This is a genomic window from Desulfothermus naphthae, assembly GCF_054657475.1.
This window is the reverse complement of record NZ_BAAHYQ010000001.1, coordinates 960037-976450: the sequence shown is the minus strand read 5'-3', so window position 1 is coordinate 976450 and position 16414 is coordinate 960037. Positions and strand designations below refer to the sequence as shown.

The 16414-nt window shown below is 32.0% G+C and carries 14 protein-coding genes; 7 read left to right on the top strand and 7 right to left on the bottom strand.

Features of this window, described 5'->3' with window-relative positions; translation table 11 throughout:
* The first annotated feature begins 5 nt into the window (after window positions 1-5).
* The 6 genes from ACYQ1E_RS04700 (at window position 6) to ACYQ1E_RS04675 (ending at window position 6477) form a co-directional block, all read left to right on the top strand.
* The gene (locus ACYQ1E_RS04700) at window positions 6-956 is read left to right on the top strand and encodes a sulfite exporter TauE/SafE family protein (RefSeq protein ID WP_459875875.1); all 951 of its coding nucleotides are present in this window, start codon (window positions 6-8) and stop codon (window positions 954-956) included.
* Between the two features lie 2 nt (window positions 957-958).
* A complete protein-coding gene (locus ACYQ1E_RS04695) occupies window positions 959-1702 on the top strand; it encodes a TIGR02186 family protein (RefSeq protein WP_459875872.1) in 744 nt (247 codons plus the stop codon).
* A gap of 75 nt (window positions 1703-1777) precedes the next feature.
* On the top strand, window positions 1778-4354 hold the full coding sequence (locus tag ACYQ1E_RS04690) for a PEP/pyruvate-binding domain-containing protein (protein ID WP_459875869.1): 2577 nt from the start codon (window positions 1778-1780) through the stop codon (window positions 4352-4354).
* 20 nt (window positions 4355-4374) lie between these two features.
* Window positions 4375-4770 (top strand): response regulator, encoded by a 396-nt coding sequence (locus tag ACYQ1E_RS04685; protein ID WP_459875866.1) that lies wholly within the window; start codon window positions 4375-4377, stop codon window positions 4768-4770.
* A 21-nt stretch (window positions 4771-4791) separates the two neighbouring features.
* Window positions 4792-5592, top strand: a complete 801-nt coding sequence (locus tag ACYQ1E_RS04680) for a hypothetical protein (RefSeq protein ID WP_459875863.1) — start codon at window positions 4792-4794, stop codon at window positions 5590-5592.
* Between the two features lie 27 nt (window positions 5593-5619).
* The gene (locus ACYQ1E_RS04675) at window positions 5620-6477 is read left to right on the top strand and encodes a universal stress protein (RefSeq protein ID WP_459875860.1); all 858 of its coding nucleotides are present in this window, start codon (window positions 5620-5622) and stop codon (window positions 6475-6477) included.
* A 60-nt stretch (window positions 6478-6537) separates the two neighbouring features.
* Here the strand turns inward: ACYQ1E_RS04675 and ACYQ1E_RS04670 are convergent, their stop codons facing one another.
* From ACYQ1E_RS04670 to ACYQ1E_RS04655, 4 genes are all read right to left on the bottom strand, one after another.
* On the bottom strand, window positions 6538-6714 hold the full coding sequence (locus tag ACYQ1E_RS04670; RefSeq protein ID WP_459875857.1) for a hypothetical protein: 177 nt from the start codon (window positions 6712-6714) through the stop codon (window positions 6538-6540).
* Between the two features lie 139 nt (window positions 6715-6853).
* Window positions 6854-8515 (bottom strand): IS1634 family transposase, encoded by a 1662-nt coding sequence (locus ACYQ1E_RS04665; protein WP_459874985.1) that lies wholly within the window; start codon window positions 8513-8515, stop codon window positions 6854-6856.
* A gap of 279 nt (window positions 8516-8794) precedes the next feature.
* Window positions 8795-10606 (bottom strand): IS1634 family transposase, encoded by a 1812-nt coding sequence (locus tag ACYQ1E_RS04660; RefSeq protein ID WP_459874731.1) that lies wholly within the window; start codon window positions 10604-10606, stop codon window positions 8795-8797.
* A gap of 434 nt (window positions 10607-11040) precedes the next feature.
* Window positions 11041-11304: a hypothetical protein gene (locus ACYQ1E_RS04655; protein ID WP_459875854.1), complete on the bottom strand. Its 264-nt coding sequence runs from the start codon at window positions 11302-11304 to the stop codon at window positions 11041-11043.
* Window positions 11305-11600: 296 nt separating this feature from the next.
* Here ACYQ1E_RS04655 and ACYQ1E_RS04650 point away from each other — a divergent pair, with 296 nt between their 5' ends.
* A complete protein-coding gene (locus ACYQ1E_RS04650) occupies window positions 11601-13412 on the top strand; it encodes an IS1634 family transposase (RefSeq protein ID WP_459874731.1) in 1812 nt (603 codons plus the stop codon).
* Window positions 13413-13541: 129 nt separating this feature from the next.
* On the opposite strand, the gene ACYQ1E_RS04645 is transcribed toward ACYQ1E_RS04650, so the two are convergent.
* Genes ACYQ1E_RS04645 through ACYQ1E_RS04635 form a run of 3 tightly spaced genes read right to left on the bottom strand, consistent with a single transcriptional unit; the run spans window position 13542 to window position 16096 of the window.
* The gene (locus tag ACYQ1E_RS04645; protein WP_459875851.1) at window positions 13542-14339 is read right to left on the bottom strand and encodes a hypothetical protein; all 798 of its coding nucleotides are present in this window, start codon (window positions 14337-14339) and stop codon (window positions 13542-13544) included.
* Window positions 14340-14376: 37 nt separating this feature from the next.
* Window positions 14377-14829, bottom strand: coding sequence for a hypothetical protein (locus ACYQ1E_RS04640; RefSeq protein WP_459875848.1), 453 nt, complete (start codon window positions 14827-14829; stop codon window positions 14377-14379).
* Window positions 14816-16096: an AAA family ATPase gene (locus ACYQ1E_RS04635; RefSeq protein WP_488193113.1), complete on the bottom strand. Its 1281-nt coding sequence runs from the start codon at window positions 16094-16096 to the stop codon at window positions 14816-14818. Before ACYQ1E_RS04635 ends, ACYQ1E_RS04640 begins: the two co-directional genes overlap by 14 nt.
* Window positions 16097-16414 lie beyond the last annotated feature (318 nt).

The window sequence follows — 16414 nt, the reverse complement described above, 5'->3', positions numbered from 1 at the left end:
GGAAGGTGGTAATTATGTTTCACATGTATCTCCCAATTGCAGGAAACAGTATAAATGTCTTTCTTATCCTGGGTCTCGGAGGCCTGGTAGGACTCCTTTCAGGTATTTTTGGGGTAGGTGGTGGTTTTTTAATGACTCCACTTCTAATCATGTTTGGGATCCCACCTACAGTAGCAGCTGCATCTGATTCAAATCAAATTGTTGGGGCCTCTACCTCAGGCACAGTTGCCCATTACAGGTTGGGAAACGTGGACATAAAAATGGGCATATTGTTATTAATTGGTGGAATTATTGGAGGAGATATTGGGGTCCACATAATTAAAGTTTTAAGGGCCCTTGGCAATGCCGACTTCTTAATCAACTTAACATACGTTATCATGTTGGGATTTGTTGGTACATATATGTTCATTGAAAGTCTGCAAAGCCTGAAAAAAAGCAAAGAACAAGAAGGAGAGGAGTTAGAACAAACATCTGCAACTCCTAAGGAATCAATTTATGTAAAACTAATGAATTCCCTGCCTTTTCAAACCCACTTTGAAAAATCTGGTGTCACTATGTCTGCCCTAATGCCATTGATTTTGGGGACTTTTGTGGGAATTTTAGCTGCAATCATGGGTGTTGGTGGTGGTTTTATCATGGTTCCAGTAATGGTTTATCTCCTCCGCATGCCCATGCACGTTGTGGTTGGAACATCTCTATTTCAAATCCTGTTTACATGTATCAATGTAACAATAATGCAGGCATATTCTAACCACACAGTAGACTTTGTATTAGCACTTTGCTTACTATTGGGATCAACTATAGGCGCTCAATTTGGGTCAAGGATCTCTAAAAGACTAAAAGGAGACCAGCTCAAGATAATTCTTGCTACTATTGTGTTACTTGTTATGTTTAAAATGCTCTATAGCTTACTGGCAAAACCTTCCCTAATGTTATCCTATGCAGGAGGTCACTAATCATGAAATTAAAATACCTTTATATAATTTTAATAGGTTGTTTTATAATTGCATCTAAAAATATCCTGGCATTTACTCATTCTCCTGAGACAATATTGATAGGGGCTCAATATAATGGGGCAAAATTACATATATCAGGAGATGTTCTTAAAGATAAGGATATCATAGTTGAAATAAGAGGAACAGAAAAGGACGCTCATTTTAAACAAAAAGGAAAAGTATGGGGTATATTCTGGATGACCGTTGCACACCTAACATTTAAACATGCCCCTTCTGTGTATATGTTATATCTTCCATCAAATTTATCTGGTGTTGTAAGCAAGTTAGGCCTGGGATATAAAAATGTCTTGTCAAAAATAGAAATAGAACCAACTCCCGATACAAAAGAACAAATATTAGCAGATTTTTTAAAATTAAAAGAAAAAGAGGGATTGTATCATATAAATAAAGATGGAGTTCGTTATATTCAAAAGGGAGATGAAAAAAAATTTAGGTGCGAGATATCAATACCTCCTAAAATGCCGCCAGGAAAATATGAAATAGTTGTGTATAATCTGAACAATAAGCACCAAATAGAGAATATAGAAAAGGATTCTTTTGAAGTAAAATTAACTGGATTTCCAAAATTCATATCAGATATGGCCTTTAATCACAGTTTAATTTATGGTATTTTAGCCGTAATTATAGCAATATTAGCTGGTTTTGTAATGGGATTTATATTTAAAGATAAGGGTGGAGCCCATTAATCAACTTGAGTTTTACCAGAGATGCATAAATCTATGCGTCTCTGGTAAAATTTAATAAACAGGGAGTGGTCGAATATGGGATGGTCATTAAAAAATATCTTCAACTTATTTAGAAGAACCAAAAAAATTAGCTTTCCTGAATTATTCGACCACTTTCAGCAACTTATTAAAGAAAATAATCTTTCCCTTGAAATCATCGCTGATATGGGAGAAAAATTAAGTGGAGAATATATTTTTGACAGACATTACATAGAAACCAGTTCTATTAAACTTGCTGATAGCATTTATAAAATGATTTATCACCTAGAAGCTATAGCTCCGGGGAAATATTCTAGACTGCTTCCAGTATATGCAAAAATCAGGTCTGATATAGAAGAAGAGTTAAAGGGCAATATAATAATTCCAGAAGGGAACTACGTACTTCCTTATGATAAAATTAACGACGAATATGAAGACGCAGTTGGTGGCAAAAATGCCCATTTGGGAGTTATAAAAAATCTACTCACAATAAACATACCAGATGGTTTTGCAATCACAACCAAAGGTTTTTTAAAGATAGTTAAAGAATCAAATATAGCAGGTGAAATTTCAGATATAATTAATAAATGGGAAAAAGGTGATATTAAAACATCTTGTGCATCAAAAAAAATACAAAATCTCATATTAAGTATTGAACTACCTAAGGAACTCATAGTTGAAGTAAATCAAAATATCAATAAGTTAAAAAAACGTTATAAAAATACGGTTCTATATTTTGCCGTTAGGAGTAGCTGTATTGGAGAAGACAGTGAGCACTCCTTTGCTGGTATTTATGAGAGTTATCTGGGTGTTCCTCCTGAGGAAATTCTTGATAAATATAAAGAAGTTATAGCTAGTACTTATTCAGAGAGGGCTATGGAATATAGAAGAAATAAAGGTTTCCTAGAATCAGAAATTGCCATGGCAGTGGGATGTCAAAAGATGATCCAGGCAAAGGTAAGTGGAGTAATGTACACTTTAGATCCTTTTAATCCTGAGGAAGAAGGATGTGTAATTGCAGCTACTTATGGTCTTGGAGAAGGTCTGGTCTCTGGAAAAAGGGCTGGAGATAAATTCTATGTTTCCAGGACATACCCCCATGAGTTAATTGGTATGGATATAATCTATAAAAAAAATATGTCCCAATTAAATCTAGATACAGGTAAAATAGAAAAAATGGACGTTCCAGATAAGGATAGAGACAAACCATGTCTTACTAATGAACAAATAAGAAAATTAGTTCAAATAGGAATGAGGTTAGAAAAATATTTTAAACATCCCCAGGACATAGAATTTGCTTTTGACATGCAAAACAACCTTATAATTCTTCAAAGCAGGCAACTTTCAATAGACCAAAAAAAAATACAATTTAAATGTGATTTAGATTCAATAAAAGAAAGATTTGAAGTTATATTATCAGGTCAGGGAGAGATTGTACAAGAAGGCATTGCAATAGGAGAGGTATATAAAATAACTTCTGTGGAAGACTTAGAGAACGTACCAGATGAATGTATACTGGTTGCAAGTTTTTCTTCCCCTTTACTTGCCAAGGTCATAAAAAAGGTAAATGGCATTATCACAGATATTGGCTCACCCATTGGACACTTATCTACAATTGCCAGGGAATTTAGAATACCAATGATAATCAATACTAAAAAGGCAACTAAAATATTGAAAAATGGACAAAAGATCACTTTAAATGCAACTGATAATGTAATTTATAATGGTTATTTAAAAGAGCTATGCTATTATGAATTTAATGAGGAAAAATTTGAAGAAACAAAGGAATATAGACTACTTAAAAGGATCTATAAGAGAATTTCACCACTTAATTTAGTGGATCCCACAGGAAATGATTTTAGACCTGAAAATTGTAAAACATTTCATGATATCATAAGATATATCCACGAAAAGGCAGTTCAAGAATTAATTGATCAGAATTGTTATACGGACCCTAAACTTAGCAGTGCTGCAGTAAAATTAAAGCTGGATATTCCCTTAGACTTAATAGTGATTGATATTAGTGAAAATGCTATTATTAAACCCAGACAATTACATGTAAATAACTTATCTTCTATGCCTCTTAAGTATTTTATCAAAGGGGTATGTAGTGAAAATGTATGGTCTTCTTCACCAGTTGGTATTGGATTTAAAAGTTTTATGTCCAGCATGAATAAAACTTTTGCCTTTGATGTTGCAGACCCAAAATTTATTGGACAAAATCTAGCTGTAGTTTCAAAAGAGTATGCAAATATTAGTTTGAGACTGGGATACCATTTTACCATGATAGATACTATTGCATCAGATGATCCCAATAGTAACTATATTTACTTCAGGTTTTTTGGAGGCGTATCAGAGAATGTAAAAAGGGCAAGGAGGGCACGTCTCATAGGACGAATTTTAACAGAACAGGACTTTTTAACAGACATAAAAGGAGACTTAGTTGTTGGACGTCTAAAGGGAATGGCAAAGGAAGAAACACTGGAAAAAATTATGGTACTTGGAATCTTGGTTGCCTTTACTAGACAGCTTGATGTCCAAATGACAGATGATAAGACAGTGGATTATTTTGCCAAGGAGTTTCACAACATTTTATTACAACACAAATTAGGCAATAGTGAAATTAATTTATAAAAAAAGAGGGGGATATCATTATGAATAACGAACAAATGTCAATATTAATACTAGATGATGAACCAATTGTAACCAAACGCCTTAAACCTTCTTTGGAAAAAAAAGGATACTATGTTGAGACATTTACAAGGAGTATTGATGCTATTACCAGATTCAAACAAAGACCATTTGATATTGTGATAACAGACTTAAAGATGGAAGGGATTGATGGAATGGAATTTTTAACTGAAGTAAAAGAAATGAGACCTGAAACCGAAGTCATAGTCATAACTGGATTTGCCACTATGGACACTGCAAAAGAATCATTTCAAAAAGGGGTATTAGACTTCTTAGCAAAGCCCTTTAGACTTAGCGAAATACATGAAGCTGTGGCTAAGGCAGAGAAAAAAATCAAAGAAAAAAAGGCACAAAATTAATCTAAACAAAGGAAGGTGGATATGAATGTCTTAATTTTTATCGAAAACAACCTGGCATCTAGTATAAGTTTAAGATATATATGCAAACAATCTCAAAAGGTTTCAATGTTTATTCAACCCATCCATGTGGAAGAACCTACTCAAGGACACTTCCAATTTGGAGCCGGATGGGTGAGGAAGACCTGGGAGAGGACCCTTGTTGATACCACCAAGGATGAAATAGAAACATTCCTAAAGGCAGAAGCAGGTAACTGCAGAGGCCTAACCAAGGTCAAGATATTAGTAGGAGACAAGGAAAAAGAATTGCAAAAAGAGATGGAAGGCGGTTTTTACGACCTTTTTGTAATGGGTCATTTGTCTTCATTTGATTCTAGCATGTTCTATGAGCTCATTAAGGGTTCGTTTTTGAAAAAATTAAGCACCCCTGTGTTACTTGTTAAAAACCTTACTCCATTTGAAAAAGTTCATATTCTTCTGGATGAATATATGGATATAGAAAAGTTAATCCACTTTTACCTTAAATTGTACGAAAATGCCCAGGTAAATGTCTCTCTAGTATATTACAAATTTTCAGAAAATAAAGAAATTGCTATTAATGATGGTTCAGAAAACAAAAAAATCCAGTTAGCCAAAGAATTATTAATGGACAGGGGTATATCTCCTTCTGAGATATTGGAAATTGAGGGAAGTCCTGAGGTAGTTGGGGACAGACTTAAAAGTAGTGGAATGGTTGTATCCATGCTTAATAAAAAAGGAAGAAAGAGGCCAACAAGTGATGTACTTGCCTCTACTCCAGTTCCTGTTTTAATAATCTGGGATTAAACCTTATCTTTTTTTAGGAGGATTTTTATGAGAATTTTAGTAGCTGTAGATACAAATCCTTATAGTTCCTATGTGGTCAATGAAGTAGGTAAAATGGCAATAAATACTTGGTCAGATATTACTTTGCTGGGAATATTAGACCCTAAAAAATCAACAGGCAAAGTAGAAGAGAGTGATCTGGCAAAATCTCTTTTGGACTTTAGAGAAATAATAACTTCCTATTATCCCAAAGGGGAATGTCCCTATTCAAGGGAAGAAATTAAATCCTTTTCTCAAATTAAAGATGATGTCTATGTGGCAACTGGTAAAGGTGGATTAAAGACTCTAAAAATAGTAATTAGAAAAGGCATAAATCCAGTCCAGGAAATTTTAAATCAGGCTGATGAGGATGAATCTACTCTTATAGTGCTGGGATGTAATAAGACAAATAAGTGCAAATGGGATGATATGGATGTTCCTTCTAAGGTAGCAAATCAGGCACTGTGTTCTGTATTAGTTGTAAAGGAAAACAAGACCCCAAAACAAATTGTTTGTTGCCTTGATCAAGAATATATTACCCAAAATTCTCTTGAACTTATAAACCAGATGGTGACACTTTATAATGCTGAATTAAAAATCGTGGGAGTTGCTGAAGGTGAATCCCTGAAAATGAAAGTAGAAAATACCATGAAAAATCTCTTTATGTATTATCTAAAACAGGACATTCCTTTGTGGCTGGAGGTTATAAACTCATCTGTTTTCCCTAATTTTGTAAACCAGATGTCTCAGGATAATTTGATAGCTATATGGCTTGGCCCAAAGTCTTTTTTGAAAAAATTCTTTCCAGATGAAAAAATAACTACACTAATAAGTGATGCTCCATCTTCTGTTCTCTTACTAAGATAAATAGCCAATGGGCTAAATGCCCTTGGCTATTGGATGTGGAAAAATATATTTTCCTATTCGTTATAAAAGCCCCATTTTTTTCTCGAGTTGCTCAATTTCTCTCTCTAGCTCTTTTCTTTTATCTGGTTCCAAATCTTGCTTTTCAAGTATTTTTCTAAGCCCTATTAAAGTCATCTCTTCTCTGTAATCTTTGCAAGTATATTTTGGCAACTGAGCTTTTTCTTTCTCGTAATCCATATACCTTATCCCCTCCTAACTTTGACATTAATAAAGTTAACCCAAGTTTGTCACCCGACTTTGATAGTTAAAAAGTTTAAAAATCAATTATATTAGCATGTTATAATTTTAAAAATGAGGGAATTTTACCTACAAACCTTTAGAGTGATGGAAAGAGATATTTTTTCATTTCCTCTTCAGACATTATGTGTTTCATATTTTTTATTTTAAAAATTTCAAACATCTTACTTGCCAATTTATTATGTTTGGTTTTGAGATAATATTTCTTACCATTTATGTCTGTTTCTATTGCATTTATCTCTTTTAAAGCATTTATTATACCAGCTGAAGTAATTACCATGTCCTGAGTTTTTTTATTGTATTTTAATCTATGTTCTATATGTTTTAATAAAAAATAGGCTAAAAACGAGACTATAATATGACCTTTTATCCTTTTAGGAGTGTAATGATAAATAGGCCTTATATTCAAATCAGTCTTTAATTCTCTAAAAGCACTTTCAACGTTATATATTTGCTTATGGATTTTTATCACTTTTAGTGCTGGCATATTAACATCTGAACACGCCAAAGTATAATATCCGTCATATTTTTTATCTTCTTCTATTTTCTTTAAATTTAATCTATATCTAACTTTGCCACCATCACAATATTTTTCTATATATTTTTCTTTACCTTTTATTTTATTTTTTTGAAGCTTTTTTATAACTTTATTAATTAATTTATCTCTTTCTTTTTTGTCTTTTAATGTCCTTTTATCTGAATATGTAGCTACTATTTTATGATTTAATTCAATCTCTTGATAACTTTTTGAAGTCTTTACCTTTCTTTTTTCTAGGACCTCAAATTCCTTATATGCATAGACTCCTTCTTTCTCATTATATGTTATAACTTCATATCCTTCTTTATCTAATATTTTATCTTGGATTTTAGTATTTTTGAACTTATATCCTACTATATATTCATATCCCCTTTTTTTAATCTCCTTTAAATTCAAAGAATTACTTATACCCCTATCGGCAACTACGATTATTTTTTCTAATTTATACTTCTTTTTTAGCCTATCAAGACTGTCCAACAACGTCTTACTTTCTGCTTTATTTCCTTCATATATATCAAAACTTATAGGAAATCCATCAGAATCTATCAATAATGAGAGAACTATCTGAACTTCATTATTTTTATGATCTTTACTTAAACCATATTTCCTTAATTCATCTTCTTTTTTACTCTCAAAATATAATGTAGTTACATCAAAAAAACATACTTTTAATTCCCTATCTATTAATTTTAAACTCCTGTGAAATAAATATTCTTCTAATTCCTCTTTGCATTCTTCTAACATATCTAAAGTTTTGTATAAATCCTGAAGAGATAATTCTTCATTAAGATATAAAAACATATCTTTATTATTAAAATACCCTAACTTAGATAACTCGCTTACTAACAATCTGTTTATCACCAAAGTAAAAACCGTTTTTACAAAATCAAAAGCAACTCTTCTTTTTTTTAATAGACTCGAAAAAAAATTACCCAATTTATATTTATTCCAGATTTCTTTAATAATAATATAAGAATAATTTTTAATACAAGCCTCTTGAGTGTTAATTTTATCAATAGAAGTAAAAACATTTTGGGCATAGAGTTCGAACAATTTTTCAAAAGCAGGAAACATAAGATGGAGCTTGTCGGCCCTACCGAGATTAGCCACGGTTTTATGTCTAACTTTATTATCTTCAGTTCTATAAGAATAAACAATGCGAACATATTCATAGCCTTTGACCTTAGAAACTTTAAGGAACATACTCCCCCCTTTAGTTAGACTGCATAGATATGTTAATAAATTCTTTATTTTTAGTCAATAAAAAAGTATTAATATTGTAAAGTTAGGACTACAAAATTTTTTGATAAAAAATATATGTAACTGATCTGATTAAACTTTTATAAAAAAATACCCCCAAATTCCACTAATTTCCTACTCTAACTGTCAAAGTCGGGATAAAGTTAACCCAAGTTTGTCACTTTTTTTTGTAAGATATTGTAATTATTGAATTCAATCATCTTTTTCTTCACTACAAATTTATCAATTAATTTTTAAAATGCTAGATAAAGGCTTTAAAGGAAGTTCCAGGGCATTATATATCTCCAGTTGAAAAGATTCTAATTCTGTTATTTGTCTCAGATGGATTGTTTTACCTTCCTGGGTTATCATAGTGGTGGTTACTCTAATTATGGTACTTAACTCTCTTCTTATTGTTTCCCATAATTTTGAAATCCCTCTTTGTCTCAATCTCCTTTGAATAACACAAAGCAGATGATAAGCTAATATGGTTAAAAAAATATGACCTGTTATTCGTTTATCTATTCTATGATAGATTGGTCTTAATTTTAGTTCACTCTTTAAGCTCCTGAATGATGCTTCTACATTTGAAAGAAGATTGTAAATCTCCCATAATTCCTTATTACTTAGCTCTGTCCTGGAAGTTCTAAGTTTGTACGCTCCTGAAAATCTTACATGAAGTTTGTCTTTATCTCTTACTCTCCAGCAAATATCCACTGCTTTGCCATTCTCTTCCTTTACTTTAATCTCATAAAATTGCGACACACTGCTGTATTTCTCTTTTATTCTTCCTATCCTCTCCAGTACCTTCGGATAACTTTTGATTCCTACTTTTCTTGTAAGAGATTGCTTGAGCCTTTGTAAATCTTTTTCCAGGCGCAGTTGAATACGATTTTTTATTGCCTCTTCCTTTTTGGCCCTACCGCTACTTTTACAATATAAAAATACCTCTTCAGGCTCTTCTACTCGTATCGCATATACTTTGCCACTATTACTCTCATGAACTATACTTTCTTCACCTGAGGGAAGTTCTTTTACTCGTCGTCTGTCTACACATATATAATCAAGTCCTTTGGCTCTGATTAGTTTTAAATTCTCTTCTGTGGCTATACCTGCATCTATAACTACTGTAAGCTTGCCTGTAAGCGATCTTGGAGAATTTATAAAAAAATCATCTAAAATCTTCTCCAGTGTTGAGGCTTCCGACACATTACCAGGAAAAATCCTGCTGGCCTTGGGAAAACCATCTTCATCAAGTATTATACCTACTGTCACTAATGGCCTATCATTTCGTTTCTCCTTAGATAGACCTCTCTTTGACAATTCTGAGCTTGTAACCTTCCCCTCAAAATATGTATTAGTCAGATCATATAAAATAAGCTGTTCTCCAAGACCAAAAAGTTCTCTTTCTCTTTTTACCACCTTCTCTTCTATAGCTTCTTTATTGGCTATCAGCTTGTCCAGAGTCCTATATAAACTGGATAGCGATACCACTTTTGCATCAATATTCATTACCTCATCAAGCCCACTTAACCGGTGAAACCATTTATGAATTTCCCTCTCACTCCCACAATTTATCAGACTCCCAACTATAAGAACTTTTGCTCTATCTATATCCTTTCTATTAAAACCTATTTCCTTTAAAATTTTTGTAATCATAAGTTTATCATATGCCCAGGCCCCTACAACTTCTGCTCCAACACATCTGACATCTTCGTTTTTTACTGAAGCAACATCAACCATCTTCCAATGAGCCTCATGTTTTGTTTTCTCCTCACTCTTTTGAAGAGCTTTTTTTCTTATTAAACCTGCAAAACGTCTTGCAGGTTTTTCAATTTTTTCAGGGACTTTTAATAACGACAATTGTCCTTTTAATAATTCCTCAATTCTATTAGCAAGAAATTTTAACTCCTCCCTGGACAGATCCAGTTTTCCAAGGTTTAAAATAGTTCTCTGCCTGGGACCATCAGGGGTTCTGTAAGATTCTACTAATTGATGGTAGAAATAAGTTTTTCCAGATTTGGGATCGGTTTTTCTAACTTTGCGGATAAACATAGGTAAGGATTATATCAAATCGGTTTTTCTTTGTCAAGATGCGAAATATTTTTTCTACCACTACATTCAGTTTTTAAAAAATTTAATTCAATAATTCCAACAGATTATAGCATTTTGCATCACAAAATCAACCAAATTTTTTATAAAAATCTTATTATTTTGACAAACTTGGGTTAAAAAATCAATTATATTAGTCAATGCTTAAAAAAGCTTTTTATAGAATTTTATTTTAAAAATTTTTCCAAACTTACTTTAAATAGAACTTAAAACTCCTTTATGTAAATAAACTCCTGGTTTAAGAATGCACTTTTTCAAAAAGTTCTATTTGTTTTACATACTTGGGATAAACATCTTCTGGCAATTTACGTTTTATTTCTCTAATCAATATCCCTACTATAATCTTAATCCTTTTTCTCGCTTTTTTGACTTTTTTCTTATCTTTTGACCTGAAAACTTCTACGTAAAACTATTCCTTCTTCTTTAGCTATTTTTCTACATTTGGAAATAATTTTACACATTAATTTTGTATCTGTTGGAAATGTAATATTTTTTTCTTGAACTGTAGTATCTACAACTATCTCTTTTTCCTGAATTTTGTCTTTATGTAATTGAGCAGATATTTCAAATATTTTCTTTACACCATCTTCTCCTATGCCTTTTCGGAGATGTGTAAGCTCTGGACGTTTTAATTGATCCACCCTATACCATGTATTATCTGTTCTTCTCCTGTCAAGTTGTTTAATTCAAAGACTATTGCTCTTTTTGTTTTCATCTCTGCGGTTGTAATTTACATTCACAGTTGTTTAGTTTCAAGGTCCTAACCCAAGTTTGTCAAAATAATAAGATTTTTATAAAAAATTTGGTTGATTTTGTGATGCAAAATGCTATAATCTGTTGGAATTATTGAATTAAATTTTTTAAAAACTGAATGTAGTGGTAGAAAAAATATTTCGCATCTTGACAAAGAAAAACCGATTTGATATAATCCTTACCTATGTTTATCCGCAAAGTTAGAAAAACCGATCCCAAATCTGGAAAAACTTATTTCTACCATCAATTAGTAGAATCTTACAGAACCCCTGATGGTCCCAGGCAGAGAACTATTTTAAACCTTGGAAAACTGGATCTGTCCAGGGAGGAGTTAAAATTTCTTGCTAATAGAATTGAGGAATTATTAAAAGGACAATTGTCGTTATTAAAAGTCCCTGAAAAAATTGAAAAACCTGCAAGACGTTTTGCAGGTTTAATAAGAAAAAAAGCTCTTCAAAAGAGTGAGGAGAAAACAAAACATGAGGCTCATTGGAAGATGGTTGATGTTGCTTCAGTAAAAAACGAAGATGTCAGATGTGTTGGAGCAGAAGTTGTAGGGGCCTGGGCATATGATAAACTTATGATTACAAAAATTTTAAAGGAAATAGGTTTTAATAGAAAGGATATAGATAGAGCAAAAGTTCTTATAGTTGGGAGTCTGATAAATTGTGGGAGTGAGAGGGAAATTCATAAATGGTTTCACCGGTTAAGTGGGCTTGATGAGGTAATGAATATTGATGCAAAAGTGGTATCGCTATCCAGTTTATATAGGACTCTGGACAAGCTGATAGCCAATAAAGAAGCTATAGAAGAGAAGGTGGTAAAAAGAGAAAGAGAACTTTTTGGTCTTGGAGAACAGCTTATTTTATATGATCTGACTAATACATATTTTGAGGGGAAGGTTACAAGCTCAGAATTGTCAAAGAGAGGTCTATCTAAGGAGAAACGAAATGATAGGCCATTAGTGACAGTAGGTATAATACTTGATGAAGATGGTTTTCCCAAGGCCAGCAGGATTTTTCCTGGTAATGTGTCGGAAGCCTCAACACTGGAGAAGATTTTAGATGATTTTTTTATAAATTCTCCAAGATCGCTTACAGGCAAGCTTACAGTAGTTATAGATGCAGGTATAGCCACAGAAGAGAATTTAAAACTAATCAGAGCCAAAGGACTTGATTATATATGTGTAGACAGACGACGAGTAAAAGAACTTCCCTCAGGTGAAGAAAGTATAGTTCATGAGAGTAATAGTGGCAAAGTATATGCGATACGAGTAGAAGAGCCTGAAGAGGTATTTTTATATTGTAAAAGTAGCGGTAGGGCCAAAAAGGAAGAGGCAATAAAAAATCGTATTCAACTGCGCCTGGAAAAAGATTTACAAAGGCTCAAGCAATCTCTTACAAGAAAAGTAGGAATCAAAAGTTATCCGAAGGTACTGGAGAGGATAGGAAGAATAAAAGAGAAATACAGCAGTGTGTCGCAATTTTATGAGATTAAAGTAAAGGAAGAGAATGGCAAAGCAGTGGATATTTGCTGGAGAGTAAGAGATAAAGACAAACTTCATGTAAGATTTTCAGGAGCGTACAAACTTAGAACTTCCAGGACAGAGCTAAGTAATAAGGAATTATGGGAGATTTACAATCTTCTTTCAAATGTAGAAGCATCATTCAGGAGCTTAAAGAGTGAACTAAAATTAAGACCAATCTATCATAGAATAGATAAACGAATAACAGGTCATATTTTTTTAACCATATTAGCTTATCATCTGCTTTGTGTTATTCAAAGGAGATTGAGACAAAGAGGGATTTCAAAATTATGGGAAACAATAAGAAGAGAGTTAAGTACCATAATTAGAGTAACCACCACTATGATAACCCAGGAAGGTAAAACAATCCATCTGAGACAAATAACAGAATTAGAATCTTTTCAACTGGAGATATATAATGCCCTGGAACTTCCTTTAAAGCCTTTATCTAGCATTTTAAAAATTAATTGATAAATTTGTAGTGAAGAAAAAGATGATTGAATTCAATAATTACAATATCTTACAAAAAAAAGTGACAAACTTGGGCTAATGCACCTCTGGGCTTTCATCCCCTCCCTTACGAACGGGGTCTTCCCGCCCTCAAAAGATAAACTTTTGTTGTGCAGAAGATTCAGGAATAGGTATAAAATCAAGTGTTTCAGGAACGGATTGCAAATCCTTTATTTTCAGAACAAACTCTGTAAGTAATAAATATCGAGCCAGTTCTTCTTTAAACTTCAATAAAGATTGATTAGAATCAAAATGAAAACCTGTTACTGTTTCAATTAAATTACCAAGCTCTGGTAAGGCATGTTTGTCTGTAATTTTCCTATCAAATTTTTTTAAACATAAAAATTTTAGCAATATCTCTTCTGGAACAGAAGTTTGAAAAATAAGTTTTAAATTTCCCAGGTCTCCATCTTGCTCTGAAAGTCTATCAAGGTCTTCAAGAGTATAAATGTTTTTTTCTACTTTTTTTGATATATCAGAGACTTGATCTGGTCTTATTTTTTTAAACACCCTTTCAGCAATGACCTTAAGCCTTGTATTACGCTGCCAATGCGAGGCTCCTGGCTCCATTACTGTGCCATAAGACTCAACCTCAATTAAAGCATAGTCTGTGTCCCGACGACTTAAAGGAACATAGACAAGAATTTTTGGCGGAACTTCTGGATTTGCACAGATATTTCCATTTTCATCCACAAATTCAAGATAGAGTTCTATATCATAGCGCAGCTTAAAAAAACTGCCCTGGTATTTTATTATTTTTGTGTCTGGGAGCTTAAGGTTTCCTATCAAATTTGTATAATGTCCCTCCGGGTCATACCAGACAACTATTCCGTAGTCCTGAATCTGTTTTTTAAGAAGATTTAAAAGTTCATCTGTAACTTTGCTCATATTTTTTTTAATGCTCCCTGAATTTAGATGCAAAAACTTACTGCAAAAGTTCACTGAGTTTAATAGAAGGATTTTTGGTTCGTTTAAATTGTTCCAGTAAAATTCCTTTATTGCGTAAGCTCAATTTTTTTTTTTCAAAAAAAATTTTTTTCATAGAACGTTTTAAATAGACAATAAAACAAAAAATATTAAATTTTATTTTCTCTTTTTGTAAAATCATCTTCCATGTGCTAACTTGTTTTTCTTTATCTGTTAATTCCTTTTCATTCAGAGATCCACATAGAATTTCAACAACCAGTAATACTTCATTTTTTATAAAAATAATACAGTCACAATATTTTATATATCCATATTTTTTTAGTAATTTCCTCCCTTTTTCATTTTCTGTATCAAAAATTTCCACATCTTTTAAGTCTATCTCTATTCGACATTTATCTTCTTTACAGTGTTCTTTTTGAATTAATAGTTGTTGCAATTTATTTTGACACATTAGATTTTATCCTCTGAAACAAAATATTATCAATTTTTTCTGAAATGCCCACTATTTCATCTAAAACTTCTTCAAAAGTTTCAGTATCTATTCCATGTTCTGTAATTTCAATATTCTTTAATTCAACTTCTTTTTTCTTTTCTTTAAAGAAATAACATCTAACTTCTTCAGGTTTTAAGAAACATTGACTTAAATCCTGTTTTTTTCTTCTAAAGTTTAATTTTTTTCTTTCTTCATCAGATAATTGAGAACTTCTTATTAAAATATTAATAAAATTTAGAACGTAATCACTGTGTGTAGTGATTAAAACTCTTGCACCCTTTCTTACTAACATTCCTAACAACTTTACTATTTCAAGTTGTGCATAAGGATGTAAATGAGCTTCTGGTTCTTCAATAATTAAAAAAGTATCTTTTATATCACCTAAAACTTTTAAAACAGAATAAATAGGAGCTAATTCTGTTACCATTGATGAAACACAATGAAATTCTAAAGGTGTATCTTTAAATCCACGTGGACGGTAAACAAATTTCCTCAAAATATAATTTTCTATTGAGGTTGTTTCTAATAAAATTTTACCATCTAATAATTGTTTTTCAAAAAACAATAAAATTTCTTTTACCTCTTTAGATTGTCCTCCTGGATTAAACAATAGTCTCTCATGTTTAATATCATCATACTGTTTAATAAAATCTATGGTGGGCTTACTTAATCTGGTGATTGGCATGCCACTATATTTTTCAAATGCTCCGCTCCGAATATCATCCAGCGCTAAAGAAAACCCTGTCCTAGCTGCAGGAAAATAAAAAAAAGGGTATGAAACCTTAAAATAAGAACCTATTAATCCCTGAACAATATTCACCAAAAAATCTGCTAAGATTCCTTTCTCATTTTCTTTTAGTCTAGATAAACCTAAATAAACATTTCTTTTACGAAAAGATGATGTAGATACAAATACCTCAGCCGTATCTTTTTCATCATATAAAATAAGTCGGCAATCCATCTCTTCAAAGATATGATTAAGTAATTCACTTTCATCAATTTCAATAGTTGTATTTAGGTGAGGATTTTTTATATAATCTGGGAAAGTACGCTGCCATATGGTATTAAATAAACTTAAAAGCTTTTGTAAAACCTTTTTTTCTTTTTTTAAGCTATAAAGGAAATGTCCTGAAATTTTTTCTTTCTTAAAAAAGATATTAAATCTATCAACAATTTCTTTTTTTTCTGAAAAGCTAAAAAGGCTTCCTAAATTTTTTTTTACCATATCAAATAATGCATAAAATACATGAGCTACATAGCTTTTATTGGTATTATTTTTGCCAATAAAAACAGTCAAAGGCTTCAGCTCAACATTGGCCTCTGTTATTCTAGCTAAATTTCTTATTGTAATTTTCATTTTTACTCCTACAGCCTTATATTTATAGACAAGATGCATCAAGCATCTAATTTTTTAGATGCAAATATAACAATTGAATTCCCATCACATTTTTATATTATTTGCCTCGCGCAAGATTATGAGCCATTATAATTATCACACGGCACAATTTGCCTCCTTTCAGTTTCAGCTTCTTCACTCATCTTT